The organism is Pseudovibrio sp. W64, assembly GCF_001623145.1.
In the GTDB taxonomy this organism is placed as follows: domain Bacteria; phylum Pseudomonadota; class Alphaproteobacteria; order Rhizobiales; family Stappiaceae; genus Pseudovibrio.
The window spans coordinates 191185-215663 of the sequence record NZ_LMCI01000034.1 but is presented as its reverse complement, the minus strand read 5'-3'; the positions used below and the strand labels follow the sequence as shown (position 1 = coordinate 215663).

Below are 24479 nucleotides of genomic sequence, written 5' to 3'. Positions count from 1 at the left end.
AAGCCAATTCCAAATATCAACTCAATCCCGGCAACCCAATCACCACCAACAAAGACTCAAGGAGAACATTACAGGAATAGACCAAGATCAAAACAAGCTACACTATCAAAGCCAACACCAGACAACCCGACTATCGGTAAAACCCGAGTTCTTTGATAATCGAATAATGAATTTGCTAAGCGCCCTGTGCACCGTTGCGAACATCGCAAAACCAACGCGGAAAACAGGTTCTTAACTTTAGATGTTGGAGACGCTCAAACGTAGCCTTTTCAAGAAACAGCTCTCGGCCAAACGAGTGTTCCCTGCTCTATCTTAGAAGAAGGCTCCCAAAGCCTCGGATCATAAGCTTGCCGCATACCAATCGCGACAAGCTGTAGAATTCATATCAGTGTACAGAAAGCCAGTCTCTAGCCGCGCGTTGTGCCTCAGCAATCTCCATATTGGACATTTCCTGAGATACCTCACGACGATATCGTACTGCCTGCGTACTACCTCGCATCGCTGCAAGGTTAAACCACTTATGGGCTTCGATCAGATCGCAAGCACCGGCTTTTCCAGATGCCGCATCCAGGCCACGCCGTAACAGAGACTCTACTTCGCATAGGTTTTGCTTCACATGCCGATGAATTACGCCATCAAACTGCAACACAGTCATTAAATCTCTCTCCTAAAACACAGTGAACTCGTGTGGATTTGCTCGTAATTTTTCATGAGATAAGAGGAAGCCGACGCCTCCCCGAAATCTAATTGACGTCGCGGACTATTAGATTTTGACACTCTAAAAAGGCGGTTAAAAACCATGATTGAAACGAAAAAAGCTGCTCTAAAATCAAAAATTACGCAGTTTTGACACGCTGTAAACCAAGGGATATCGCACTGATTGAATTGATGGGTTGTGCGAATCGAATTCAAAGAGAGCTTGTCTAGTCCTCTGATTGATTGCCTTGCACATTCCCAGCTTTACGATAAGGTAAAGCCATTACTAGCAAGCTTCAGTGTTTTGGGAGGAACCATGAAAGCACCCTTATTGAAATCATCCTTGGCAGCGATACTTTCAATTGGCTTGGCCACATCAGCCCTTGCCGCTGATGCAACCGGCACCTGGCTGAGGGCAAACGGAACCGCCAAGATTAAGATCTCCAAGTGCGGGGGGAATCTTTGCGGCAACATTGTTTGGTTAAAAAAACCACGTAAGGATACAGAGAACCCGGATCCCAAGCTCCGCGATCGGTCCTTAATTGGCTCAAGAACCATTCTTGGTATGAAACCCAGCGGAGAAAACAGCTGGAAGGGCAAAGTTTACAATGCGGAAGATGGCAAAACATACTCCGGCAAAATGGAACTGGTTTCCAGCGACAAATTGAAACTTGAGGGTTGCGTGCTGATCTTCTGTAAAGGCGACACCTGGACCCGTACAAAGTAAATTTACCTTAAGCCCAGAGGCAACAAGCCGAAACTGGCCTGTTATGATAGCTAATCACCTGCTCCTGAGATTGAGCAGGTGATCAAGCAAGCAGGTTGGCATGGTCCGTTCTGGTTTCATCTTTGGCTTTATTTTTCTCTCAACTTCATTGGTGACAACAGCCAAAGGCTCTGACCTGCACGGTTTGTGGCGAACAACCAAGGGTGCAATTATCAGTATCTCACAATGTGGTTCGACCATGTGTGGGCAGCTTCAGTCCTTCAAACCACCCGACGGTAAACGTCAGCAAGATATTCTGGACCTCCGAAATCACGATACGACCAAACGGGAGCGCAAAGTCCTTGGATTAAAGGTACTCTGGAATATAAAGGCAGCTGGAGAAAACAAATGGCACGCAGAAGGCTATGATCCTCGGCGTGGATACGAAATTGCTATCAATATTCACCTGTTGCCCAGTGGCCTTCTAAAAATGACAGGCTGCAAAAAGATCCTCCTGAATTTTTGTGAAAATGTGATCTGGCAACGCCCTAAACTCAAATAATAAAATCAATCCTGCTGCTTGCCACCCCCTGCGATGAAACATCTTAAAGAGCTGCCTTATCAGGACAACCCCAACAAATTGAAACATATCTCGTTGCATTACTTTCCGGATCATTTTCGGCTTTATGCTATCGGCTACAGCTCAGGCACTCTGGATACTCGCTTCGAAGGCTAAATTGAACTCGAAGACGCTCAGGAAGACGCACAACAATTATCGCAATTTGCTAAGGTTGAAGTGCTAAGGATGAGTCTGTAGTTTTATGATCAGCAACAAAAATCTCGACGACTTAATTCCGCCTCACAGGTTGGAACAGATGTTCAAAATAGCTTTCCAGCTTCTTTTGGAAAAAGGTCGGCAAGCTGCAAACATCGACGCAGTTGCTGAAGCAGCACAGATTGCCCCTGACTTATTACGCCAAAGATTTGAGGGGGAACGGGATCTCATCGCCCCGGCTATGCGCTGGTACTTCATGCGATTTAGCCAGCAAGTTAGCTCAAGCTCCGCAATGTACGCTGATATTTATTCCTGCATGTACCTGATGCTGACTGATTTTGCAGAGCTATGCGAGGAACAGAACCGTACCGAAGGTAGCCTTTACTGGTCCACCATTGGCGAGATTGGTCGGCTTGATCCGGAGCTGGGTCAAGAGTACCTCGCATTGCGTCTCCAATGGGCAGCTGAGATCCGGCGGCGCCTGATAAAGTTTGAAAGCGATCTGCAAGCACCAGAGGACATAGACCATCTGGTGGATTATTTTATGATGGCTTTTGAAGGGATCATCCAGATGGTCAAGTTCGAAACTCCACTGGATCAGATTTTCCCTGCAATCGACATCACCATGGAAGCTCTTTCAACTCGTATGAAAAAGAGCCCAAACTTGCCCGGACTTAAGTAGTCCGGCAAGAGGGCTCTCATGTATCAAAGGATAATCAACTTTCCCTGGGTTCCAAGTTCTAAACTGCAGAAACCCGGAAAACAGTCTCAATTACCAGAGGCGATTGTACCTTTGCCTTGAAGGTGACCAATAAAGGTCTCTTTGATCTGTGGGGCATCCCATTCAAGAGATCCTGGAATTCCGCCAAGAACATCCCCGTTTTCATCGATAAAGAGCGTGTAAGGCATCGCCGCAACCTGAAATGCGGTTCCAACTGCTTGCATGTCAACGGCTTGATAGCTGGTAAAACGCTCCAGTTCCAAACGATCTTGAAGGAAACTTTGGATGCGGCCATACGGAACATCTTCCAATGCTACAACAACAAATTGACCATCCAGACCTTGCGCCTTCAACTCATCTTCAAACCGTTCCATTGCTGGCAGTTCAACACGGCAGTTCGGGCACCATGTTGCCCAGAAATGCAAAATAGCAGGTCCTTTGGTGAAAGCATCGCGCAGTGTTTTAGTACCTGCCTCGTCTTTCACTTCAAGACTGTACTTAGGGTCTTCAAAAGAAGCGGCTGAGACAGGCGAGGCAAACGCCCAAACAGCCAGAATAAGAGAGGTCAGGAAGAATTTATGAGCCCGCATAGTTCCAAGGTCCATTCGCAAGTGATTTCAATTTATCATTCTGCGTGAGCCTAGGTTTGAGAGACCTCCGGTTCAAATCAACTTAAAGTGCCGGTGCCGTGATGAATAAATAACCTAAAAACAAACAGGGATCGAAGGCGGAAACCTCCTCTGCAGATAACCGCCAAGGCATATACATAGAACAGCTCCGGAAGAGACTGCTATGTCGCTAGGCTATGACCCACGTTGATTAAACAGCACTGATTGTGCCTGCTTGTCCTCTGCAATATTTGAGGTATTAGCTTCTGTGTCACCCACATTTAACCCTCTGACAACTGCAGAGCGAGCCAACAAACGTTCGCGCCAAGCCTTTACATGCGGAAACTCTTCCAAATCCATTCCCTGCCGTTCCCAGCGATGAGACCAACCAAATATTGCCATATCTGCGATCGTATATTCCCCGGCTGCAACATAAGCCCGATCAGCAAGCCGTTTATTAAGCACACCATACAGCCGATGTGTCTCGTTGAAATAACGGGTCATCGCATACTCAATTTTTTCGGGTGCATAGACGCGGAAATGATGGTTCTGCCCAAGCATGGGACCAAACCCGCCCATTTGCAACATCAACCATTCTTCCGTTTCAACACGAGCACGTTCTTCTGATGGATAAAACCGCTCAAACTTCCGCCCTAGATACTGCATTATAGCACCTGACTCAAAAATCGAAATCGGCTCACCGCCCGGCCCTTCAGGATCAACAATCGCAGGCATACGATTGTTTGGCGCTATTTTGAGAAAATCTGGCTCAAACTGCTCACCACGCCCAATGTTCACCAGTTTCAAGTCATAGGGAACACCAAGCTCTTCCAGCATGATAGAAATCTTCCAGCCATTCGGTGTTGGCCAATAATAAAGTTCAATGGGATTGGTCTGCGATACAGCCATTTGTCACCTGTAAGAAAACACTTAAATGGGAGGATAAAGGAAAGTTTCATCCCCTCGGTTCGCGGATGCAGATATTTCGAGAAGCTTGCGGCGAAACCATCCGGCTTTCATGCCAGTTAACGCTTAGAAAATAAGCTTGAAGCCTTCGTGCGTCGGCACGAATCCGTTGCTGGTATAAAAGCGATGTGCACCACTGCGTTCTTTGTTTGAGGTCAATTGCACCATACAGCAGCCTTTATCACGTGCCAACTTGACTGCGTGGGCAAGCATCTCCTGCCCGATCCCCTGGCCACGCATGTCGGCGCGAGTGTGCATACTCTCAATTTGACCACGCGGTTTGCCGTTGAAGGCAAGGCCTTTCACGTAAGTCAGCTGAAAGGTTGCAACCGCCTCGCCCGTTTCTGTCTCCCCCACATAAATATCGGTATTAGGGCATTGCTGGATCGCGTGAAACGCTGGCTTATATGTGTCGGTCTCCCCGTTTTCCAGATGAACACGCTGGGAAGAAGCTCCTCCATTCATCATCTGCACTACAGCCTCAATGTCTTCGTCTTTGGCAACACGTATCTTCAGCATCAAAACACCCAATATGAGTTAGCGGCAAATTTCAGAATCGCGATCAATCTTCGCGACGCCGAATGTGGTTTTACGGAAGTTATCCTTCTTCCACAAATGAGGCCAACTCACATCTATCTGATTTGAATGTAAAGTATTTCGGCTTGCGGGTGCTTTGCCGGGTGCGAAACCGCCGCTGGTCAAGGCTGCTTGCATGCCGCGTTGTGCGCCGTTGTCTCCCATATCCCAGACAACGAAGCAGTCTTGCCGTTGCCGGGTGCTCGGTTGGAAATTTTGGATGATGTGCCGGGCATCTGGCAGGGTAACGCGCAGGTTTCCGCCGGTGTATTCATCCAGTGAGACAATCGTCGCTTGCGCAGCTTCCGGGAATTGCGCCTTGAGTTGCTCCCCTAGCTCCTCGTAGGGCTTCATATGCCGGCAGTAGCCACCGCACATCTTCTTGTCCGGAGCGAGGAAGCCGGAGATGCGGATGCCCAGCACCACAAGAACCAGCAGGGCCAGCACACTGCTGTAGATCTTCACCGATCTCGGCGAATAGCGCCTCTGGGAAATATGGGTGAACATCACGATGGGCAGCAAGAGCAGCACTGGATGCATGTGCCGTTCCTTGATGTATTGCGCCCCGCTGGCCAACACGGCCACAAACGCCAGAGCCAGAGAAACAAGCAAAGCCCGTTGAAGCAGCCTGCCAACCTGCTGCACGTCAGGATCAGCCCCCACTGCTTTTGCGCCGCGAAACAGCGCCGGGAAAAACAGCAGCAGCACCAGCGGTAAAAACGGGACGGAGAACCCGAGCACACTCACCAGCAACCGCAACTCACCCGTCACAACGCGGGCAAGTCCGCCCCCCTGCTCTCCCTCGCGCATCACAGTCAACGCAGAACCGACAAGGGCCTGTTCGCCAGTCATAACCCAGTAAAGATAGGGCGAGTACACCGCAGCCGCGATCACAGCGGCAACGACCAACATTGGAAGCCGCACTTGCCTGCGCCAATGTCCATCGCTGAGCGCAGCCAGAAAAATAGCAGCGGGCACCAGCACGTAGGAATGTTTGGAAAGCATTCCGAACCCAACTGCGAGCCCCAAACACACTGCCGCGGTCACCGTTTTCTCCCTCAAAAGCCAGAGGAAGCAATAAACTGTTGCTGCAGACGCCGCCATCAGCACAGCAGTATGTGTCACGCCCTCATGCAGGTTAAAGCCAATCTGGTAGAGCGCCACGTAAGAAAACACGGCAAGCGCAGCCAGTTTTGCATTGGCAATCGCCTGCCGGGCAACAGCGTAAAGGAACAGCGCAAAACACAACACCAGTGCGTACTTGAGAACCAGAAAGCTCCATATCGTCGGCCCGAAGATCTTCTGAACCCCATAAAGCATCCACTCATAAAGCGGAGGCTGCCGCACCTGGTAGCCAAGCTTCAGCTCTTGTACAAACACGTTCTCAAACATGTCATCCGTGCTGAGTGTGGGGGAGAAATAGCCACGCAAAACCAGATGCAGCAGCAAATACCCTGCAATCAGAACAAAGACGCCTGCGGGACGCCACCAAAATCGGGTTGAAACTGTCTCTTCCGGCATCACTGCATCCCCATCAGAGGCTTGGAGCGAAAGCTTAAGTCGGAGAGACACCAGCAGATATAAGAAGGGCCACATCCCAGCGGTTCAGCTGATGGATGTGGCCCTCAAAGCACAAATTAGCCGTCTATACCCTGAGATCTGCGGAGTATTTTTCCACATGAGCGAGCAATTGCGCAGCTCCCTCCTGGTCAGAGGAAAGCACAAAACCCAAACGTTCAGCAGCTCGGCTACCCACATTGTAAGAGCTTGCCCAGATGATGAACGGCGCGAGCAGCATCGGCAGAGCAACCGGCATCACCCAAAGCCAGAGTGAGGCTTCGCCAATCCAGCTCAGCCCTATGGCCAAAGCGCCTATAACACTCACCCACCAGACAGACTTGAGGCACTCCAGCAAAGACAAGCATCCCGCATCACGGTGCGCATTGGTCCAGCCACTGTCCCGGCCCATCAAAACCTCAAAAACGGAGCGGCACTGAAACACCATCAAAACCGGCGCGAAGACAGCAGAGCTGATCAGCTCCACAAGCCCGCCTAGTATACCTTTGCGGGAGGTGTTCTCGACACCCAGAAATACTTCTTTCAAAACAACAAGTGTTTTCGGCAGCACCAGCAAGGCAACCACGCCAAAGAGCAACGCTGCCCCTTCATAAGCCGCACTCATCGGAATGTGGCCAAGAACCGGAAGGTGGTTCTGAAAAGTATAGGCCTGCAGCACCGGAAGGTCCAAAGGCGCAAACAAACTTGCCAGAAGGAACGCAGCCCAAACAGGAGAACTCAGGTAAGACATAATGCCAAGCAAAAGAGAGAACCGGCCCCACGGCTTCAAAGCACGAGCTCCAACCACACGAGAATGCTGCAAGTTGCCTTGACACCAACGCCGGTCACGCGCGGCATACCCTAAAATATTCTCAGGTGCAGCCTCATAGGACCCGGTGATCCGTGGATCACACTCCACCTGCCAGCCAGCACGCGCCAGCAGCACAGATTCAACACTGTCGTGACTCAAAATGTGCCCGCTAAATGCCGCCGTATCATCCAGTTCCGGCAGGCCACAACTGGAGGCAAACGCACGCGTGCGAATGATCGCATTATGCCCCCAAAATGGTCCGCATTCCCCTTGCATTGCCGCCAAACCAAAAGCAAAGGACCGGCCAAACATGCCAGAGGCGAACATGATGCTGCGGCCAAAATAGCTTTTAAGGCCAACAAGCATCGGCACAGTTTGCAACAGCCCAAGGTTGGGCTCTGCTTCCATGCGTCCAACCATGTGCACCAGAGTATCGGCACGCATCAGGCTGTCTGCATCCAGCACCACCATATAACGATAGGCACCACCACACCGCTGCACGAACTCGGCAACATTGCCCGCTTTACGGCCATGGTTGTCAGTCCGGCGACGATAAAAGATCTTCTGTTCCGGATAGCGGGCAACCAACTGGCGCACCACTTGCTCTTCCACTGCCGCAATCTCTTCATCACGACTGTCAGAAAGTACATGCCAATGAAACAAGTGTGTTGCATTGTTAGCGCGCAGATCATCCATCATTGCAGCAAGGCGAGCGGCAACGACCAGCGCATCCTCATGATAAATCGGCATGAGGATTGCGGTGCCAGCAGCAGGCAGAGATCGCGGATCAGCATCAAGGGCTTGAACAGAGCGACCATAAAGCAAACCCAGCAGAACAGTTGCCCCACCCCAGGAAAGCCAGAGGGTGCTGACAAACAGCAGCACAATCCGAACAACCTCATAGATATTGAGATAGTCAGCACTCAAAGCTGCATAAAACAGCCCGGTAAAGCTGAGGGACAACGCCAGACAGAAGACAAAAGCCGCGGCCCGGCGGTGGCCTACCCCGTCGCGAAACGGCTTATCCATGGATTACCGCTCCGAAAAGGTAGAGATGGCTTTTTGCAAGCGCGTCCGTTTGGAAGGAAGCGCAGAGTAGCTGCGCCCAAACCGCATGCGACGCCAGATCAGAACAAGCCAGCTATCATCTGCAGAAAGATCCTGCACTGGCATGGCAAGCGGTGCAACTGGACCGCTGCTCAAATCAACATTTGTCGAAAATAGATTAGATGTCATAGGCCTCATGAGCTCCACCCCCACTGGTAAAGCCATTCTTCGGAAACTGCTTTTTCGCCATCAGTCAGCTGAAGGCGCAACTCTACCGGGACTTCAAGATCATCGCGGGAAACATCCAGAAACACACGATAAACACCCAGTTCTTCAATGTAGCGAACATCCGCAAGGTTTACTGTGCCGTTTAAAGCAGCGTTTTCAATAAATGGTTTTGCGCGTACAAGTTGCTCCCCATCCAATCCGCTTTCGGCAAACAACTCTGCATTAAAGTCCACGACAAACTTGCGGGTCAGCGAACTCTCTTCAGAGGCCGAATGCCCAGCTTTGCCAGAACGTGTCTGGACCACAGGCATCAGCATCTGCTCAGTGCGACCAACTTCATCACCCCAATACATCTTGTAGTGGAATGAGAGTTCATCACCCGCTTTCACCGCTTCATTCGGAGACCAAAAGGCAACAACATTGTCGTTGATTTCTTGATCTGTTGGAATTTCTGCAAGCATGACAGCACCAGAACCCCAATCACCTAGAGGCTCAATCCAAAGGCTTGGACGCTTGTCATAGCGCGCTTCAAGGTCCTGATAATTCTCAAGATCTTTGTCACGCTGCATCAGGCCAAATCCAGCTGGATTTCTGGCGCCAATAAAGGAAAGCTGCAGATTATCCGGGTTGGAAAGTGGCCGCCACGCGGTCTTACCATTGGCAAAACGCAGCTTCAACCCATCACTGTCATGCACTTCTGGTCGGAAATCATCAAACCCGACACGATCATTTTCACCGTAAAGATACATAGACGTCAGCGGTGCAATGCCAAGCCGCTCCACATCACTGCGGAAGAACAGATGTGCAGTCACATCAACTTCTGTTTGCTGGCCCGGCTTAAAAGTAAACTGATACGCCCCAGTCACACTCGGGCTATCAAGTTCGGCCCAAACCGTCACCTTGTCAGAGCCATCAACCGGCTTACCAAGATAAAACGCAGTGAAGTTCGGAAACTCCTCCGGCTTGCCGCTGGCCGTATCAATGGCAAGCGCACGTGCGGACAAACCATAAACATTACCTGCACCCAAAGCCCGGAAATAGCTGGCGCCCAGAAACGCCACCAACTCATCCATCCGCCCTTCCACATTGAGTGGATTTAGCAAGCGGAATCCCGCTACGCCGGGGAAAGCAACATCGTCCAATGACGCGGTCAGTTCCGCATCATGATAGTCAAAGTCAGCAGCTTCAAACACGAATGGTTGAGCAGCGCCCTCGCTTACCTCATGAATTTTCAGAGGATTTTTAAACAACCAACCCGGATGGAACGCATGAACCCTAAAGTTCTCGGTGTCCTTCCACTTGCTGCGGTCACGTTTATAGCTAATTTTCCGATAGCCATCGTACTTCAAGGCCGCCAGTGCTTCCGGCAATTCGCTGGTTGGTTCAAGATAGGCGTCTTGCGCCTGTGCCTTCATCTTTGCCACGAGTGCGCCAAAGGTGAATGGCACCTGAGATTGAGAGCTTTCGCTTGCAGCAGCCACTGAAGAAGAAGCAAAAGCCCCAAATCCAACACTGGAGCAAATGACGCCTAATACAGCGATATTGGAAAGAAAACTACTTCGTTGATTAAGCAACGAGACGCCCCCAAGGTTTCAAATACAACAAAGTGCAGTGTTCGCATACACTGCGCAACTATAAGTTCTAGCAGAGCTTAGACCCCAGACCAGACAAGTCTCCATAACGCCCGATCACCTGAAGTTTATCGTGCCGTAATAAGGCGGAGATATGGTCGAGGCTAGGCAGAGCGATGATGATTCACAGCGAAAATTAACCCTGTGAAACATCTCTAAGCTATTAGAATTACTGAGATATTAGGGGTAACTCATTCAAGAGACATGTTTTCACCACGCTCTAACCCCAAACCCACCAAATGCAAACGCCTCTGTTCGTCAACTTCTTTACACGCACCCTCAGGACCGATCTGAAACCAGCTGGGGACGTGCTCTCAAAATGAGATGATATCCAGTCAACTTTTCTTGGGGTCAGCGCCTCTCACTAGTCCCTTTGAAGGGATCAGGCAACAGAACATTTCCAATTCTTATCGGTTTCCCTGATTAGTTTTTAAGTCTCCCGGACATCCCCCCCCTCAATCGTTAACGGACGCCCTATGGAAATTAACATTGGCCTGATCGGCGCAGGGTATATGGGAAAACTGCACGCCGTCGCCCTCAACGCGGCAGCCATTGGGCGCGAGCCTTGCAGACGCAACCGCAATGGCACAGGCAGCGCAAGCCTCAGAGCAAGTCAATCTGGTGGGTTTTAACTACATCCGCACACCCGCAACACAACTGGCCCATCAGCTCATCAAAGAAGGTGTAATCGGAGACATCACTTTCTTTCGCGGAGAACATACCGAGGATTTTTTCGCAAACCCCAATGCCCCAGCCACATGGCGCTCCAGCGGAGACTCCAACGGCACCATGGGAGACCTCGCCCCCACATGATCAACTGCGCCCATGTTCTGGTTGGCCCAATCAGGAAAGTCAGTGCACAGATTGAGACTGTTTTCAAAACACGCCCGTCAGAATGCGCACCAAACATCGTCGAGCAAGTCACCAACGATGATGTGGCTCAGTTTATGTGCACTTTTGAAAGCGGCGCAACAGGTCACCTCCTTTTCAGCCGTGTCGCACTGGGCAAGAAGATGGGCATTATCTACGAGATCACCGGCACCAAAGGCGCCCTGCGGTTTGATCAGGAAGACCAGAACGCCCTCTGGCTTTACAAAATAGAGGATGAACCAGAGCAATCCGGCTTCAGAAAGATCCTCACCAATCCTCACCATCCGGATTATGCAGCCTTCTGCCTCGGTCCCGGTCACGGAACCGGCTATCAGGATCAGTTGATCATCGAGGCTCGTGATTTTCTGGAGGCAATCGCAACAGGAACCACAGATTGGCCAGTCTTCAAAGACGGCCTCGAAGTTGCAAAAGTTGTCGATGCTGCCCGCCGCTCCCACAAATCCGGAGGGTGGGTTGAGGTGACCTAGCCTCACCAAGAAAAAAGGCCCACCAAACTGGCGGGCCTTCGAATTCTATAAAGCTGTAAGAACGACCTACTCGAGGCCGATCTTCGCTTTCAGCATGTCAGACACAGCCTGTGGGTTTGCTTTACCCTTGGAGGCTTTCATCACCTGACCAACGAACCAGCCAAGCATGCCCGGCTTTTCTTTCGCCTGCTCTGCTTTGTCGGTGTTGTTTGCAAGGATTTCGTCCACGATGCCTTCAATCGCGCCAAGGTCAGTCACCTGCTTCATGCCACGATCTTCTACGATCTGAGCTGGATCACCACCCTCAGTCCAGACGATCTCGAAGAGGTCTTTCGCGATCTTACCAGAAATGGTGCCTGCTTTGATCAGGTCGATGATCTTGCCCAGCTGCTCAGAAGAGATCGGGCTGGAGGTCACATCCAGACCTTCTTTATTCAAGCGGCCAAAGGTGTCGTTGATCACCCAGTTCGCAGCCAGCTTCGCATCACGGCCCTTCGCAACTTCCTCAAAGAAGTCACAGGAGACACGCTCAGCAACTAAAATATCAGCGTCATATGGGGTCAGACCGAAGTCTTTAATGTAACGCGCCTTCTTCTCATCCGGCAGTTCCGGAAGATCCGCAGCCATCTCATCAACCAGCGCCTGAGTGAACTCAAGCGGTAGCAGATCCGGATCCGGGAAGTAACGGTAATCATGCGCTTCTTCTTTAGAACGCATGGAACGGGTCTCACCCTTCACGCTGTCAAACAGGCGTGTTTCCTGATCGATCTCGCCGCCATCTTCCAAGATGCCAATCTGACGACGCGCTTCATATTCAATCGCCTGACCAACAAAACGGATGGAGTTGACGTTCTTGATCTCACAACGCGTACCAAACTCACCACCCGGCTTGCGAACAGAAACGTTCACATCAGCACGCATGGAACCCTGGTCCATGTTACCGTCACAAGTACCCAGGTAGCGCAGGATAGTGCGCAGCTTGGTCAGGTAAGCTTTGGCTTCATCAGCACAGCGAATGTCTGGCTTGGAAACGATTTCCATCAGCGCCACGCCAGAACGGTTCAGGTCAACAAATGACATGGTCGGGTGCTGGTCATGCAGGGATTTACCCGCGTCCTGCTCCAGATGCAGACGCTCAACGCCCACTTCAACCTGCTCACCGCTCTTCATATCAAGGTGAATGATACCTTCACCAACGATCGGCTGTTTAAACTGGGAGATCTGATAGCCCTGCGGCAGATCAGGGTAGAAGTAGTTTTTGCGGTCAAAAACGGACTTCAGGTTGATCTCGGCCTTCAGACCCAAACCGGTCTTAATAGCCTGACGAACACATTCTTCGTTGATCACTGGCAGCATGCCCGGCATCGCCGCATCAACCAAGCTCACATTATTATTGGGATCGCTGCCAAAGCTGGTAGAAGCGCCCGAGAATAGCTTGGCTTCAGAGGTCACCTGAGCGTGAACCTCCATGCCGATTACGATTTCCCAGTCGCCAGTTGCGCCCTTGATGAATTTCTTCGGATCCGGAGTGCGCGTATCGACAAGCAGCGTCATGCGATCAATATCCTGTGTTCGTATAAGTCTTCACGGAAGTCCGGCCACGCGATGCACAGCCACGAAGACCACCTAATTTCTCAATGGTGTTGGGTAGGCCATCAACCCCGCAATGGCAAGTGAATCTTCGGGGGTTTTTGAACCAGAGTGCCTAAATTTCGGGGAGAAGCTTGTAGAAAGTCGCGCAGAAGCATCTGGAGCTTGACCCACGCTGAACAACAATCCCTCAGCACTCACTTTGCGCGGCGACGACTTGCCCCGATTTTCATAGCAATAGCACTTACAATCAGCCCCGTCGCAAAGCGGAACGGGAACAACGCCAGCGGCCCCACTTCAGGGTTCCACGGCAAAGGTATCCCGACAAGCTTGATAAGCCCTTCAAGAAACAGGCTGAGCGCAGCTGCAGCAAATCCTGCAATAAAGATCTTCCCCCGCTGATTGGCGTAGTAGCCCATATAGGCGGCGATCAATATGGCAAACGGATTCAAAAGCCCCGGCCACAGCAGGATTACAGAGATATCGTCGGTCATTAAAGTCTCATTCAGATCAATTAGGAAAGCACCTGCACAGCGCTACGTAGTTCCCCTAGCACATTATTGGAGTGACTGCGAAACAGACTTGGAGCGCATCCCCGAAAAGTACGTGCAGAGAATAATAGGGAGAGACGTCCAACACTTCCAGCAAATCTGCAACACCTGCTTGTTTTCGCAGTCCAGCAAGAAATGACACGCTTGCGACACTCAGATGGGTTGCCTATAAGGCAGCCATCAATCAATGGAGTTTTGATGCGAGCTCGACAAGAGTCCCGGTAAAGTCCTGTCGAAGATAGACAGGGCATGCACAATCCAAACAATCTCACTGACCGCATGAGCGGGCAGACGAGACAAGTGCATCTTTAAAACTCAAAGACATCCATGGATATTTCGAAAGCTGAACAGCGCATTTTGCATGTGCTGGCACAAGGCGGCTGCATTGAATTGCGCCGTGACGACGATGGCACTCTGGAAGAAATGAACTGCGTCACCCGGGACGGCTGGTATTATGCCGGTCTTTCCGAGCACATCTTCAGAAAACTGAAGTACAGACGCCTGATCTCCTCAAAAGGAGGCCGCCCGTATCGCATCACTAAACTGGGCCTGACCCGCGTCCGCAGCCAGCTCGACAATCGCTGACCAACACCACCCTGCAGCACCATGCTGCGGGGTGGTTTTCAATCAAGCAAAGCTTGGGTGTCATCTATCCAAAATCTGCTTCAAAACCGCAGCTACAATAGCCTCAGGGCAATCTTCCTGAACCAAATGACCTGCTTGAGGAACTGGAATGCAATCTTCCCCGGAAATCAGACCAGCCAGAACCTCCCCCTTCTCATAGGGGATCCACTCATCACACACCCCCCAAAGTACAGAGACCGGGCAATCCAGAGCCCCATAAAATCCCTGAACTTCATCAGTGTATTTCTGGTCCATCTGGGCAATCTGACGATAAAATGCTGGTTGCCCAACGGGTCCAATCCACGGAGCGGCATAAATCTCCAAAGCCTCCTCGGAAAGCTCGTGATGAGCAGCCGTCTGCAAATAAGCCCGCAGCATCGCTTTATGCATATACTCCAGCATCCCGGCAAAGGCCTCTGCATGTCGGCGCACATGCTGGACCAACGGTGATCCCCATGGAGCCAAAGCAACCGCATCAAATATCGTCAGAGAACCGTAACGCAGACCATTCAGATAATAAGCCCGCAGAGCTGTCGCACCTCCAAAATCATGAGCCAGAACATCAGGGCGATCTAACTCCCATTCCTGAAACAGGGCAGCCAACACCTCATTTTGCACTCCGAGGGAAACATCCTGCCCTTCGCGTTTTTCAGAGTGCCCGTAACCCACCAGATCAAAGTAATAGACCCTCCTGTGATCGAAGAAATGCGGCACAATCCTGCGCCAGACCTGCGAAGAAAAAGGTGTGCCGTGGATGGCAACCAGTGGCGGTCCATCCCCCATCATTCCCCAGCGAACAGCGTTTCCGTTAATGACCGAGGTGTTTGGAAGTTCCAGCATAGCATGACTCACATTGACATTTAGCTAAATGACTATATGAATATTTACATGGATAGAGCAATACAAATTAAAGCCATCTCCAGTGAGCCTCGTTTAATGGTCCTGCGCCTTCTGAGAGACCCACAAAAACACTTCAGCCATCAGCAATCAGCTGATCCTTCTGAGTTTGGAGTTTGCATGACTTTGATTGCAGAGGCGCTTGGTGTTGCCCAACCCACGGCCAGCAGGCATCTGGATATTTTAAAACAAGCTGGCTTTATAACTGCACAGAAGCATTTGAAATGGTCCTACTGCAAACGCAACGAACCTGAAATCAAGAATTTCCTGAACTGGCTCAGCACCGAAATCTCATAACGGCAAAACACCAGTGAGCCGACGCACCTCGCAATATTTTGCAAGGTGCGCACTTCAGGTAATTTTAGTCACATTAGCAAGTCGTGTCATATGCAAGTTCGCTCTGCCAAAGAGGCCGATGAAACACATGACAAGTAGCAATCCACTCTCTCCCATCACGGACTTCAACAGTGACGTGAACTCCCGGGGGAGTTCCGCCGGGATGCCAAAGGCCATGCTCATCTCGCAGTAACAGGTACAGATCACTATCTCCCGAAGCCAGGAACGCCTCTCGGACCATTCTCTGACTGGAGTGTTCAAGAGCTTGTCGGATGCTTGGATTTTTCAAAGATGGCTCTGCACCTTCGTCAGGTCTCATATTCAAAACCCGATCAGGAACGAGCCTTCCATCATCTGCCCAATAAACGTCAGCCTGAGCACTCGGCAGACCAACATTCAACGTCAGTAAACAGACACCCATAAATTTTCTGATTTTCATTTATTCTTCCTTTCCCCGAAACTTCGGGCAAAAGGAAGACGCAGCAGCCCCCTTTCTACGCAGCTAAATCCGGCTACAGCGTAAACACATCAAGAGCGGCCCCCCAACAGAAAATACGGAGCTACCGCAGCATCTCACGTTCACCAACAACGTAGCGCACGGGCTGCATCATCCCGACAGCCAAGTGCCAGATATTGTGACAGTGATAGGCCCACATGCCGGGGTTGTTGGCCAGAAATTCGATGGTCACCGTCTGCTTCTTAGGCACCCAAACCGTATCCATCACTGGCGCATAGTCGTCATCAGGACCACCAAGTACGCGAAATGTATGGCCGTGAAGATGCATAGGATGAGACATGGGAGACCGATTGATCATCCGCAACTGAACCACCTCACCCTGTTTCACATCCAGATACGTCTTTTGCGGATCAGGCCCCGCATAGGGTTCAGGCCAGTAGTGATTGTTCATCATCCACTCGTAGGCCTTCATATCTCCCGAAAGCAGCACATCATAAACACGATCAACTTTTCGGCCAAACCCTGATGCCTCAAGCGACTTCAGGCTTCTGAAATCAACAGTAACCCCGTCAAAGGAAGGCCGCTTGTCATTCACACTGGCCTTCACATCATCAGTATGAATAACCCCAAGACACTGCTTATTATCACCAAGCGCAGCAGCATGGATTGTGTAACTACCACTGTCCGGCACATCCACCAGCACATCATAGCGGGCTGATGTCGGGACAATCACGTTCTGCCCTTCAACAGGCTGCATACGGTTGCCATCAACTTCAATGACTGAGAACTTCAGTCCATCAATAGAAATTCTGAAGAAGGTGCTGCCGGACGAGTTGATCAACCGCAGCCGCAAACGCGCCCCTTTTTTGACGGTCAACGTCCACGGTTCGGAGTTGGGTTGTCCATTCAGGGTGTAACCAGCATTCACAACATCAATATCAAAGTCTTTGGAGTTGGGAGGCTCATAAGCATCTTTGATCTCAGGCCGATGCCTGCCACTACGCAAGCCTTTGATGATCTCTCCACCTTCGGCTGGTGGAATGTCGCTAAACATCAGCACTTCATCATGATCATAGGAGTATGGATTGTCTTTAGGATCAATAATGAGAGCTCCCAGAAGACCATACTGCTCCTGCAATCCAAGATGGGAGTGGTAATAATAGCTCCCCTGTTGAACCAGCGGAAACTCGTAATATTGAGAGGTTCCCGCTTCAATGGGCAACTGCGCAATGTCGGGGACACCGTCCTGTAAAGACGGCAACAGGATTCCATGCCAGTGAATGCAGGTGGGCTGTTTCATCCGGTTATTGATGAGCACCCGGAACATATCCCCTTCCGTATATCGGATAGGAGTACCCGGCCATGTGCCACCAACAAGCATGCCTTTGAGATCGACACCATACTGAGAGTAAGGTTTCTCATCCACGTCCAGCGTAAAATCCGGCTTAGCAACACCTGCACCAAGGAGTGATTGTGCGCAAGCTGTTTCCTGCGGGACAGAAGCAGGAGGCAAAACAGGTTGAGATTGCTGTGCGCCAGCACTGCCGGAAATGAATGTAGCTGCACCTGCGGCAAGCCCGCCGCTTGCGCTGGTTTTCACAAAGTCTCGACGGCTCAGCTTCATAAGCGCACCTGCTCTTCCAGACGAAAAGAGCAGTTTAGGCAGAGAAACCCTACATTTCCCTAGCATTATCGAGAGGATTATAAGGAATGGGTTACGCGCCGATCAAACGATCAGCGCCCATGGAGCCCAGTGCAAGAGAACTGGTCAGGCCCGGGCTTTCAATACCCATGTAAGTCAACAGCCCCGGAATGCCGTGCGTTTCCTCACCCCAAATTGCGAAATCGGCCGCTTCAGCACCCGCAGGAACCAACTTAGGACGAATACCAGAATAGTCCGCCTGCAAGCTGCCATCGGCCAGATCGGGATAATATTTACGTATCTGCGAATAAAACCGTTCGCCGTGCGCTTCATTCACTTCGTAGTCGATCTCGTCGATCCACTCCACATCAGGTCCAAAGCGTGCTTGATTGCCCATATCCAGCGTGAGATGAACACCAAGCCCACCCGGCTCTGGCACAGGATAAATCAAATGCGAGAACGGGGCATCTCCGGCAAGGCTGAAATAGTTGCCTTTCGCATAGTAGAGCTTCGGCACTTTACATGACATGTGCCCGGCCAGCTTGGAGAGCATCTTGTTGGAGTGAAGACCCGCAGCGATCACAAGCTCATGACAAGTGATCGCGTAGCCATCCTTCATGACAACGGTAAAGCCGTCGCCTTTGAAGTTCTTGGCAGCAAACTCTTCATGCTCGTCATCATCAAAGTGATGATCAGCCGCTTCCAGATCCTCTTCCACCAGAATGTCAGCGCCCATCAACTCACTTGGGCGCATACCGGTTTCGATCTCGGTGACTTCTGTCCCAACAACAACAAGCCCGCCATGCGCCTCTAATCCACCTTGCAGCGCCATCATATACGCATGACTATCCACAATGCCTGTGGAAGGAGAAAACAGAGCGCCCTTACACGCCAGATGCGGTTCAAAGCCCCGCGCCTGTGCTTCATTGAGCATCAAAAGATCATCAACACCATTGGCAGCAGCACGTGCGCGAATGCCATCCAGCATGGCAACCTGACTTTCATCAGTCGCTACAATCAGCTTACCAACGCGCTTGTACGGCACGCTAAATTCCTCACAAAAGGAATACAGCATCTCCTTACCTTGCACGCAAGCTTTTGATTTCAATGTATCTTTTGCGTAGTAAATTCCGGCATGGACAACTTCGGAATTACGAGCACTGATTTCGGAGCCGATGATTTCGTGCTGTTCAAGCACAATAACTTCACGTCCCCTGCGCGCTAGTTCATAAGCCGCGCTCAAGCCCACAACTCCTGCACCGATTACGATGCACTCAACGTCTGCCATGCTATTCCTGTTTGCTCTTTTATTGTTGGGAGACAGACCCATAGCACATTACGCAGCAATCTAAACAATATACCCACAGCCTTTCCCGCATTAATCCCCAAGGCAAATGTGTAGATTTTGAGGCAGTATGTCTTGAAACGGCAAAACACCCAACATCTAGTAGGCAGCTTAATATACCAGGGTTCAGCTCATTCAAATTGATCCACAGCCAGATGCATCGCGCAGATACACAAGCAAAAAGCCTGCGTCAGACGCAGACTTTTCCCATGCCCATGTAAGGTGCATGTTGATAATGTGCAACCAGCACAATGCAGGTGAGATCAGAACCTACTGAGCCACAGCCAGCTCTGCCGATTTCACCAGCTGCACGCCCCTGCTCACCAACTCTGCCCGGCACTGCGTCCAGCCTTTCGGATCAATGGAAAGCACAGCATCCTCTGCCAGCTCCACCGCATACCCACGCCCAAGCGCTCCAAGCGCCGTGCTCTTCACACAGTAACATCCATCAAGCCCGGCAATCCTGAGCCGTCCAACACCGTGTTTCTTCAGGAAAGCCTCCAGCTCTTCACTGGCAAATGCATCCCCCACACTCTTTACAAGATCCATGTCCGGCTGAAACCCGAGCCGCTTATCCAATTCAAGCCCATCAGAGCCCATTGTCCCAAGCCCTTCGCCAAGCAATCCAATCAGAAAGTTCGTATAGCCTCCCTCATAGATCAACCGTGTGGTAATCACCGGTTCCCCGCGCGCCTGTGCATCTGCCGCCAACGCATTAATCCTCGCAATCCGCTCTTCCACAAAGGCAGCAGGCCACTGTCGTGCCTTGGTATCCTTTGTAAAGTCCTCCTGCACATCCAGCACCAGCAACGCAGACTGGCTGCGGCTTGCCTTATCAATCACGTCTCCCTGCGTCGGCCCCTGCAACCGCATCAAGCGCTGCGCGGTGTATCCCGCACCAATCAGAAGCACCAGAACCACAAGACCAACAACACTCCACATACTCATCAATGCCTCCAAGTTACGACTGTGCCAGTGAGGAAAAACAACCAAGCAACGCCCGCTGCACTTTCAGGTGCGCCTGCACCTCATCAGCACTCAGGCACCGCAAAAGCCCTTCAGGAATAGACCGTACTGCGCCAAAGGCTGAGTGATCTGTATCCTCTCACAAAGCGAAACCGCCAGTTCAGGATCTCTCTGCACGTCCCGCTCTTCCATTCCCGCACAAAACCACTGCAGGAGAAATTTGTCAACTAAGTTGACAAATAAGATGCGCTCAACTGAACGCCCTCGTGTTAGATTGAGGCATTAAAGTGAGTCTGGTCTTCGTTTTTAAAGTTCAATTTATGAGTAACCGCAAATCAGCAATTGTCCTCGGCGCTTTTGGCTTCATCGGTGCAGCCTGCGTCAAACATCTCCAACACTCAGGATTTCATGTCACGGGGGTTGGGCGTTCCCAATCAGCCGCCCGACAACGCTTTCCTGAATTACAGTGGCGCTTTCTGGATATCGCCACCGCAACCACTGAGGATTGGAGCAAAATCTTTGAAGCAGCAGATGTCGTCATAAACGCATCCGGCGCCCTACAAGACTCTGCCAAAGACAATCTGGAAGCAATCCATGTGCAAGCCGTCGAACATATGTGCGAGGCTTTGACCAACACAGATAAGTTGTTCATCCAGATCTCAGCTGCAGGCGTCGCGCTTGACGCAACCACCAATTTCTTCCGCACCAAAGCAAAAGGCGATGCAATCATTAAGCAACAGCTTGAGCATGCGATCATTCTGCGCCCTGCCCTTGTTATTGGGCCACAAGCCTATGGCGGAACAGCACTTCTACGAGCAGCCAGCGCGATGCCGCTCATCGGCTTTAAGGTATTTCCCAAAAGCCAAATTCAAACCATAGCATTGGACAACCTGGCGCAAGCAGTCACACACTGCGCGCTTGGCAAAATCCCGACAGGGACAACGGCAGACCTCGCAGAAGAAACACCTCAATCCCTCTGGCAACTCACAAAAGCAATAAGAGCATGGCAAGGCTTCCCGCAATGGCGCTATGCCGTCACAACACCAAACTGGCTCCTAACTGCGACAAGCAAACTGGCGGATGCTCTTGGTGCGTTTGGATGGCGCTCTCCCCTGCGCTCCACATCCATCGAAACCCTGCAAAACGGCATCACCGCTGATACGTCCACATGGCATAAGGCAGGTGGGTTCCCTTGCAAGTCACTGGATGAAACACTGAGGTGTCTACCAAGCTCAACGCAGGAGCGTTGGTTTGCCAGACTTTATCTTCTGTTGCCCCTCACGATTGCCTGCCTTTCTCTCTTCTGGCTCGCTTCCGGCACTATTGGAGCAATTCAGTTTAGTGACGCACAGAACATTCTGACCAAACGTGGCATGGATCAAACACTCAGCTTACTCTTTGTATTTGCAGGCAGTATCACCGATATCACGCTTGGCAGCCTCATCCTCTTTAGACGATACACCCGCCTCGCCTGCCTTGGCATGATCGCGGTGACACTTGGCTACTTAGGTGCCGGCACGTTGTGGGCGACGGATCTCTGGGCAGATCCTCTTGGCCCATATGTCAAAACAATCCCGGCCATGATCCTTGCCCTCTTTCCCATTCTGCTGCTGGAGGAGAGATGACCTACGAGTTTCTCAAGTTCCTGCACATCATCGGTGCCTGCGTTCTCATCGGCACAGGCGCAGGCATAGCTTTCTTCATGGTGATCGCTTCCAGAACTCTGGATGCAGCTGCAATCGCTCACACTGCTGGAACGGTTGTCATTGCAGACACCCTCTTCACTGCCACCGCAGTGATCATTCAACCCATCACCGGATATCTACTCGCAAGAGAAGTTGGCTGGTCTTTGACCGAAGGCTGGATCCTGCTCTCACTCGCACTTTACATGCTTATTGGCGCATTCTGGCTCCCAGTGGTCTGGATACAAATCCAACTCAGAAACCTCGCCACAACAGCAGTCACGGCAGGCACGCCCTTGCCACTGCGCTATCACTCCCTCTACCGCATCTGGTTCGCCTGCGGCTTCCCCGCTTTCGTTGCGATACTAGGGATTGTTTGGCTGATGATTGTGAGGCCAGAGGTTGGATATTAACTTCCCAAAATATCAAGATTTTTGGCTGAACACTTCTTAATATAGTTCTTAAGTTCATAGACATTCGCAGCTTCTAATCGTTGACCGTTGGAAAACTCTGCGGCAATGGACCAAGCCAAACCTGAATTCAAGAGATCCGTGGAGTTAGGCAACAAGAGCTCTCCATAGATGTACTCCATATGCGAGCTCATACTCGGCACTACAACTTCAGAGTACAGGTATGACTGAGATTGGAAGTCAAACATCTTAAAGCCTTCATAGTCACCACTCATAAGACGCTGAACAATGCCTTGTTGATTATTTGACGAAATCGCTCGTTTAAAATTATGGACTTTAACGTATTCAGGACCGTTACTCGTGAATAGCTGAATGCTCTCATTAGCAGTCCCCGACGGAGAGTACCTCAGAAAAATTCCGCTTTTTTGCCCAGAGTTGTTGATGTGTATAGGCAATACGAACCGAATCTTGCATTCACTTTTTTCCAATTTGGCTGATATACTCATTGCTCTGCTACTAAACAGGAACTCAGGGCCAGGCCTATTCAACCAAGCCGTAACAATACTAACAATTATTGCAAGCAAAGCGAGTAACTCGCCCCAACCAAACTTCAATGAAAAATCAAAACGCATAAATCAACATCCTTCAATCTTCCACAATTAGAAGTTGCTTTATATGCAAGTGCAATATTATGGCGATAATTTATTGAAGTATTGCCTCTTTTGTCGACAGAATAGATGCATACCAACAAAAAAGGCCCCGGATCTCTCCGAGGCCTCTCTCATTTCATAGCAGCAGCGCTGAGGCTTACTTGCTCCACCAGTTGGCGGAAGGTTCGAAGCGGCCAGCGGCTTGCTCAATCACTTCACCAACCTGGAACAGGGTGCCTTCGTCGAATGGTTTACCGATCAGCTGCAGGCCCAGTGGCAGGCCGTCTTTGTTGAGGCCAGCTGGGATGGACATGCCCGGAACACCAGCCATGTTGGCAGTCACAGTGAACACGTCATTCATGTACATGGTCACTGGATCAGTGATCTCGCCCGGAGCAAACGCTGCATCTGGCGTGGTCGGTGTCAGGATTGCATCCACACCGTCCGCCCATGCATTGTCAAAGTCCTGCTTGATCAGGGTACGAACCTTCTGCGCTTTCAGGTAGTACGCATCGTAATAACCTGCAGACAGAACGTAGGTGCCGATCATCACGCGGCGCTTCACTTCATCACCAAAGCCAGCTGCACGAGTGTTCTCATACATCTCTACAATGTCGTTGCCTGGTACACGCAGACCGTAACGAACACCATCATAACGCGCCAGGTTGGAAGACGCTTCCGCTGGAGCCACGATGTAATAAGCAGGCAAAGCGTATTTGGTGTGTGGCAGAGAAATCTCGACGATCTCAGCGCCAGCTTCCTTCAGCCATGCAATACCCTGCTGCCAGAGTGCTTCAATCTCCTCTGGAATACCGTCCATGTGGTACTCTTTAGGAATACCGATCTTCATGCCCTTGATGGATTTGCCGATGAAATCTTCATAGTTCGGCACAGGCGCATCAACAGAAGTGGTGTCTTTCGCATCAACAGAAGCCATGGACTTCAGCAGGATCGCGTTGTCACGCACAGTGCGGCCAATCGGGCCAGCCTGATCCAAAGAGGACGCAAACGCAACCATACCCCAACGAGAACAACGGCCATATGTTGGTTTGATGCCAACAGTACCGGTCAGCGCAGCAGGCTGGCGGATGGAACCACCGGTATCAGACGCTGTCGCCGCTGCACAAAGATGAGCAGCAACCGCTGAAGCGGAACCACCGGAAGACCCACCAGGAACCAGTGCAGTCTCAGTGCCATTGCGGCGCCAAGGGTTCACAACGTCACCATAGAAGGAAGTCTCGTTGGAAGAGCCCATCGCGAACTCATCCATGTTCAACTTGCCCAGCATCACAGCACCGTCATCAAACAGGTTCTGTGTGACAGTGGACTCATACTCTGGCTTAAAGCCATCGAGGATGTGAGAACACGCCTGAGTGTGAACACCCTTCGTCGCGTAAAGGTCTTTGATGCCGAGAGGAATGCCTTCCAGCGGACGCGCTTCGCCAGCAGCGATTTTTGCGTCAGACGCTTTGGCCTGCTCTCGGGCAATATCGCCCGTCACAGCAATATAAGCGTTCAGCGCCTCATTACCGGACTCGATGGCACCGAGGTAGCTCTCAGTCAGTTCAGTTGCAGTAAAATCGCGGGCAGCAAGCTTATCGCGCGCCTCTGCGATCGTCAGTTTGGTAAGATCAGACACAGTCATTATC

Annotated in this window: 27 protein-coding genes; 9 read left to right on the top strand and 18 right to left on the bottom strand. The window is 51.0% G+C overall.

What is annotated here, in order from left to right; translation table 11 throughout:
- Positions 1 to 385: 385 nt before the first annotated feature.
- The gene (locus tag PsW64_RS15550) at positions 386 to 655 is read right to left on the bottom strand and encodes a hypothetical protein (RefSeq protein WP_063289404.1); all 270 of its coding nucleotides are present in this window, start codon (positions 653 to 655) and stop codon (positions 386 to 388) included.
- Positions 656 to 960: 305 nt separating this feature from the next.
- Positions 961 to 1128 carry a hypothetical protein gene (locus PsW64_RS28240; protein WP_244277285.1) on the bottom strand — a complete coding sequence of 56 codons (168 nt, stop codon included), beginning with the start codon at positions 1126 to 1128 and terminating at the stop codon, positions 961 to 963.
- On the opposite strand from PsW64_RS28240, the gene PsW64_RS15545 reads away from it, so the two are divergent.
- From PsW64_RS15545 to PsW64_RS15535, 3 genes are all read left to right on the top strand, one after another.
- Positions 1064 to 1423 carry a DUF2147 domain-containing protein gene (locus tag PsW64_RS15545; RefSeq protein ID WP_244277283.1) on the top strand — a complete coding sequence of 120 codons (360 nt, stop codon included), beginning with the start codon at positions 1064 to 1066 and terminating at the stop codon, positions 1421 to 1423. The two genes, PsW64_RS28240 and PsW64_RS15545, sit on opposite strands and share 65 nt — an antisense overlap.
- Positions 1424 to 1523: 100 nt before the next feature.
- Positions 1524 to 1964 carry a DUF2147 domain-containing protein gene (locus PsW64_RS15540; RefSeq protein WP_063291690.1) on the top strand — a complete coding sequence of 147 codons (441 nt, stop codon included), beginning with the start codon at positions 1524 to 1526 and terminating at the stop codon, positions 1962 to 1964.
- Positions 1965 to 2277: 313 nt separating this feature from the next.
- Positions 2278 to 2859, top strand: a complete 582-nt coding sequence (locus PsW64_RS15535; RefSeq protein WP_208980810.1) for a TetR/AcrR family transcriptional regulator — start codon at positions 2278 to 2280, stop codon at positions 2857 to 2859.
- Positions 2860 to 2945: 86 nt separating this feature from the next.
- Here the strand turns inward: PsW64_RS15535 and PsW64_RS15530 are convergent, their stop codons facing one another.
- The 7 genes from PsW64_RS15530 to PsW64_RS15500 form a co-directional block, all read right to left on the bottom strand.
- Positions 2946 to 3488, bottom strand: coding sequence for a TlpA family protein disulfide reductase (locus tag PsW64_RS15530; RefSeq protein ID WP_208980809.1), 543 nt, complete (start codon positions 3486 to 3488; stop codon positions 2946 to 2948).
- A gap of 213 nt (positions 3489 to 3701) precedes the next feature.
- Complete coding sequence (locus tag PsW64_RS15525; protein WP_063304150.1) at positions 3702 to 4415, bottom strand: glutathione S-transferase N-terminal domain-containing protein; 714 nt, start codon at positions 4413 to 4415, stop codon at positions 3702 to 3704.
- A gap of 123 nt (positions 4416 to 4538) precedes the next feature.
- On the bottom strand, positions 4539 to 4991 hold the full coding sequence (locus PsW64_RS15520) for a GNAT family N-acetyltransferase (RefSeq protein WP_057463338.1): 453 nt from the start codon (positions 4989 to 4991) through the stop codon (positions 4539 to 4541).
- Between the two features lie 18 nt (positions 4992 to 5009).
- Positions 5010 to 6569: a glycosyltransferase family 39 protein gene (locus PsW64_RS15515; protein ID WP_063304161.1), complete on the bottom strand. Its 1560-nt coding sequence runs from the start codon at positions 6567 to 6569 to the stop codon at positions 5010 to 5012.
- Between the two features lie 124 nt (positions 6570 to 6693).
- On the bottom strand, positions 6694 to 8445 hold the full coding sequence (gene mdoH / locus PsW64_RS15510; RefSeq protein WP_063304149.1) for a glucans biosynthesis glucosyltransferase MdoH: 1752 nt from the start codon (positions 8443 to 8445) through the stop codon (positions 6694 to 6696).
- Positions 8446 to 8448: 3 nt separating this feature from the next.
- Complete coding sequence (locus PsW64_RS15505) at positions 8449 to 8652, bottom strand: hypothetical protein (protein WP_063297864.1); 204 nt, start codon at positions 8650 to 8652, stop codon at positions 8449 to 8451.
- Positions 8653 to 8657: 5 nt separating this feature from the next.
- A complete protein-coding gene (locus PsW64_RS15500; RefSeq protein WP_063304148.1) occupies positions 8658 to 10265 on the bottom strand; it encodes a glucan biosynthesis protein in 1608 nt (535 codons plus the stop codon).
- A 609-nt stretch (positions 10266 to 10874) separates the two neighbouring features.
- Here PsW64_RS15500 and PsW64_RS27950 point away from each other — a divergent pair.
- Together PsW64_RS27950 and PsW64_RS27945 are read left to right on the top strand one after the other, a co-directional pair.
- Positions 10875 to 11135, top strand: a complete 261-nt coding sequence (locus tag PsW64_RS27950; protein WP_208980808.1) for a hypothetical protein — start codon at positions 10875 to 10877, stop codon at positions 11133 to 11135.
- Positions 11132 to 11680, top strand: coding sequence for a Gfo/Idh/MocA family oxidoreductase (locus PsW64_RS27945; protein WP_208980807.1), 549 nt, complete (start codon positions 11132 to 11134; stop codon positions 11678 to 11680). The genes PsW64_RS27950 and PsW64_RS27945 overlap by 4 nt, the downstream gene beginning before the upstream one ends.
- A gap of 66 nt (positions 11681 to 11746) precedes the next feature.
- On the opposite strand, the gene gatB is transcribed toward PsW64_RS27945, so the two are convergent.
- Positions 11747 to 13234 carry an Asp-tRNA(Asn)/Glu-tRNA(Gln) amidotransferase subunit GatB gene (gene gatB, locus PsW64_RS15490; protein WP_063300673.1) on the bottom strand — a complete coding sequence of 496 codons (1488 nt, stop codon included), beginning with the start codon at positions 13232 to 13234 and terminating at the stop codon, positions 11747 to 11749.
- Positions 13235 to 13467: 233 nt separating this feature from the next.
- Entirely contained in the window at positions 13468 to 13764 is a 297-nt protein-coding gene (locus tag PsW64_RS15485) for a hypothetical protein (protein ID WP_057463341.1), read from the bottom strand.
- Between the two features lie 384 nt (positions 13765 to 14148).
- Here PsW64_RS15485 and PsW64_RS15480 point away from each other — a divergent pair, with 384 nt between their 5' ends.
- A complete protein-coding gene (locus tag PsW64_RS15480) occupies positions 14149 to 14406 on the top strand; it encodes a YjhX family toxin (protein WP_054667435.1) in 258 nt (85 codons plus the stop codon).
- A 60-nt stretch (positions 14407 to 14466) separates the two neighbouring features.
- Here PsW64_RS15480 and PsW64_RS15475 read toward each other — a convergent pair whose 3' ends face one another.
- Positions 14467 to 15285 (bottom strand): alpha/beta fold hydrolase, encoded by an 819-nt coding sequence (locus tag PsW64_RS15475; protein WP_063304147.1) that lies wholly within the window; start codon positions 15283 to 15285, stop codon positions 14467 to 14469.
- A 177-nt stretch (positions 15286 to 15462) separates the two neighbouring features.
- Here PsW64_RS15475 and PsW64_RS28400 point away from each other — a divergent pair, with 177 nt between their 5' ends.
- Positions 15463 to 15639, top strand: a complete 177-nt coding sequence (locus PsW64_RS28400; protein ID WP_342633503.1) for an ArsR/SmtB family transcription factor — start codon at positions 15463 to 15465, stop codon at positions 15637 to 15639.
- Positions 15640 to 15712: 73 nt separating this feature from the next.
- Here PsW64_RS28400 and PsW64_RS15465 read toward each other — a convergent pair whose 3' ends face one another.
- The 4 genes from PsW64_RS15465 to PsW64_RS15450 all read right to left on the bottom strand — a co-directional run bounded on the left by PsW64_RS15465 (position 15713) and on the right by PsW64_RS15450 (position 20070).
- Positions 15713 to 16117, bottom strand: a complete 405-nt coding sequence (locus tag PsW64_RS15465) for a hypothetical protein (protein ID WP_063304145.1) — start codon at positions 16115 to 16117, stop codon at positions 15713 to 15715.
- Positions 16118 to 16238: 121 nt separating this feature from the next.
- Positions 16239 to 17759, bottom strand: coding sequence for a multicopper oxidase family protein (locus PsW64_RS15460; protein ID WP_063304144.1), 1521 nt, complete (start codon positions 17757 to 17759; stop codon positions 16239 to 16241).
- A 91-nt stretch (positions 17760 to 17850) separates the two neighbouring features.
- Positions 17851 to 19065, bottom strand: coding sequence for an NAD(P)/FAD-dependent oxidoreductase (locus PsW64_RS15455; RefSeq protein ID WP_063304143.1), 1215 nt, complete (start codon positions 19063 to 19065; stop codon positions 17851 to 17853).
- A 327-nt stretch (positions 19066 to 19392) separates the two neighbouring features.
- Positions 19393 to 20070 carry a cysteine hydrolase family protein gene (locus tag PsW64_RS15450; RefSeq protein WP_063304142.1) on the bottom strand — a complete coding sequence of 226 codons (678 nt, stop codon included), beginning with the start codon at positions 20068 to 20070 and terminating at the stop codon, positions 19393 to 19395.
- A gap of 338 nt (positions 20071 to 20408) precedes the next feature.
- Here PsW64_RS15450 and PsW64_RS15445 point away from each other — a divergent pair, with 338 nt between their 5' ends.
- Positions 20409 to 21713 carry an SDR family oxidoreductase gene (locus PsW64_RS15445; protein ID WP_063304160.1) on the top strand — a complete coding sequence of 435 codons (1305 nt, stop codon included), beginning with the start codon at positions 20409 to 20411 and terminating at the stop codon, positions 21711 to 21713.
- A complete protein-coding gene (locus tag PsW64_RS15440; RefSeq protein ID WP_063304141.1) occupies positions 21710 to 22183 on the top strand; it encodes a DUF2269 family protein in 474 nt (157 codons plus the stop codon). The genes PsW64_RS15445 and PsW64_RS15440 overlap by 4 nt, the downstream gene beginning before the upstream one ends.
- Here PsW64_RS15440 and PsW64_RS15435 read toward each other — a convergent pair.
- Positions 22180 to 22812 (bottom strand): hypothetical protein, encoded by a 633-nt coding sequence (locus PsW64_RS15435; protein ID WP_063304140.1) that lies wholly within the window; start codon positions 22810 to 22812, stop codon positions 22180 to 22182. The genes PsW64_RS15440 and PsW64_RS15435 overlap by 4 nt on opposite strands.
- 175 nt (positions 22813 to 22987) lie before the next feature.
- The gene (gene gatA, locus PsW64_RS15430) at positions 22988 to 24469 is read right to left on the bottom strand and encodes an Asp-tRNA(Asn)/Glu-tRNA(Gln) amidotransferase subunit GatA (protein WP_153040941.1); all 1482 of its coding nucleotides are present in this window, start codon (positions 24467 to 24469) and stop codon (positions 22988 to 22990) included.
- Between the last annotated feature and the right edge of the window lie 10 nt (positions 24470 to 24479).

Coding starts and splice junctions, on each gene's coding strand:
- gatB (WP_063300673.1), bottom strand. CDS start 13,234: ATGACGCTGCTTGTCGATACGCGCACTCCGGATCCGAAGAAATTCATC.
- PsW64_RS28400 (WP_342633503.1), top strand. CDS start 15,463: ATGACTTTGATTGCAGAGGCGCTTGGTGTTGCCCAACCCACGGCCAGC.
- PsW64_RS15505 (WP_063297864.1), bottom strand. CDS start 8,652: ATGACATCTAATCTATTTTCGACAAATGTTGATTTGAGCAGCGGTCCA.
- PsW64_RS15455 (WP_063304143.1), bottom strand. CDS start 19,065: ATGGCAGACGTTGAGTGCATCGTAATCGGTGCAGGAGTTGTGGGCTTG.
- PsW64_RS15520 (WP_057463338.1), bottom strand. CDS start 4,991: ATGCTGAAGATACGTGTTGCCAAAGACGAAGACATTGAGGCTGTAGTG.
- mdoH (WP_063304149.1), bottom strand. CDS start 8,445: ATGGATAAGCCGTTTCGCGACGGGGTAGGCCACCGCCGGGCCGCGGCT.
- PsW64_RS15480 (WP_054667435.1), top strand. CDS start 14,149: ATGGATATTTCGAAAGCTGAACAGCGCATTTTGCATGTGCTGGCACAA.
- PsW64_RS15435 (WP_063304140.1), bottom strand. CDS start 22,812: ATGCGTTTTGATTTTTCATTGAAGTTTGGTTGGGGCGAGTTACTCGCT.
- PsW64_RS15540 (WP_063291690.1), top strand. CDS start 1,524: ATGGTCCGTTCTGGTTTCATCTTTGGCTTTATTTTTCTCTCAACTTCA.
- PsW64_RS15475 (WP_063304147.1), bottom strand. CDS start 15,285: ATGCTGGAACTTCCAAACACCTCGGTCATTAACGGAAACGCTGTTCGC.
- PsW64_RS15550 (WP_063289404.1), bottom strand. CDS start 655: ATGACTGTGTTGCAGTTTGATGGCGTAATTCATCGGCATGTGAAGCAA.
- PsW64_RS15445 (WP_063304160.1), top strand. CDS start 20,409: ATGAGTAACCGCAAATCAGCAATTGTCCTCGGCGCTTTTGGCTTCATC.
- PsW64_RS15485 (WP_057463341.1), bottom strand. CDS start 13,764: ATGACCGACGATATCTCTGTAATCCTGCTGTGGCCGGGGCTTTTGAAT.
- PsW64_RS15535 (WP_208980810.1), top strand. CDS start 2,278: ATGTTCAAAATAGCTTTCCAGCTTCTTTTGGAAAAAGGTCGGCAAGCT.
- PsW64_RS15450 (WP_063304142.1), bottom strand. CDS start 20,070: ATGAGTATGTGGAGTGTTGTTGGTCTTGTGGTTCTGGTGCTTCTGATT.
- PsW64_RS15440 (WP_063304141.1), top strand. CDS start 21,710: ATGACCTACGAGTTTCTCAAGTTCCTGCACATCATCGGTGCCTGCGTT.
- PsW64_RS15465 (WP_063304145.1), bottom strand. CDS start 16,117: ATGAAAATCAGAAAATTTATGGGTGTCTGTTTACTGACGTTGAATGTT.
- PsW64_RS27945 (WP_208980807.1), top strand. CDS start 11,132: ATGATCAACTGCGCCCATGTTCTGGTTGGCCCAATCAGGAAAGTCAGT.
- PsW64_RS15460 (WP_063304144.1), bottom strand. CDS start 17,759: ATGAAGCTGAGCCGTCGAGACTTTGTGAAAACCAGCGCAAGCGGCGGG.
- PsW64_RS15525 (WP_063304150.1), bottom strand. CDS start 4,415: ATGGCTGTATCGCAGACCAATCCCATTGAACTTTATTATTGGCCAACA.
- PsW64_RS15515 (WP_063304161.1), bottom strand. CDS start 6,569: ATGCCGGAAGAGACAGTTTCAACCCGATTTTGGTGGCGTCCCGCAGGC.
- PsW64_RS15530 (WP_208980809.1), bottom strand. CDS start 3,488: ATGCGGGCTCATAAATTCTTCCTGACCTCTCTTATTCTGGCTGTTTGG.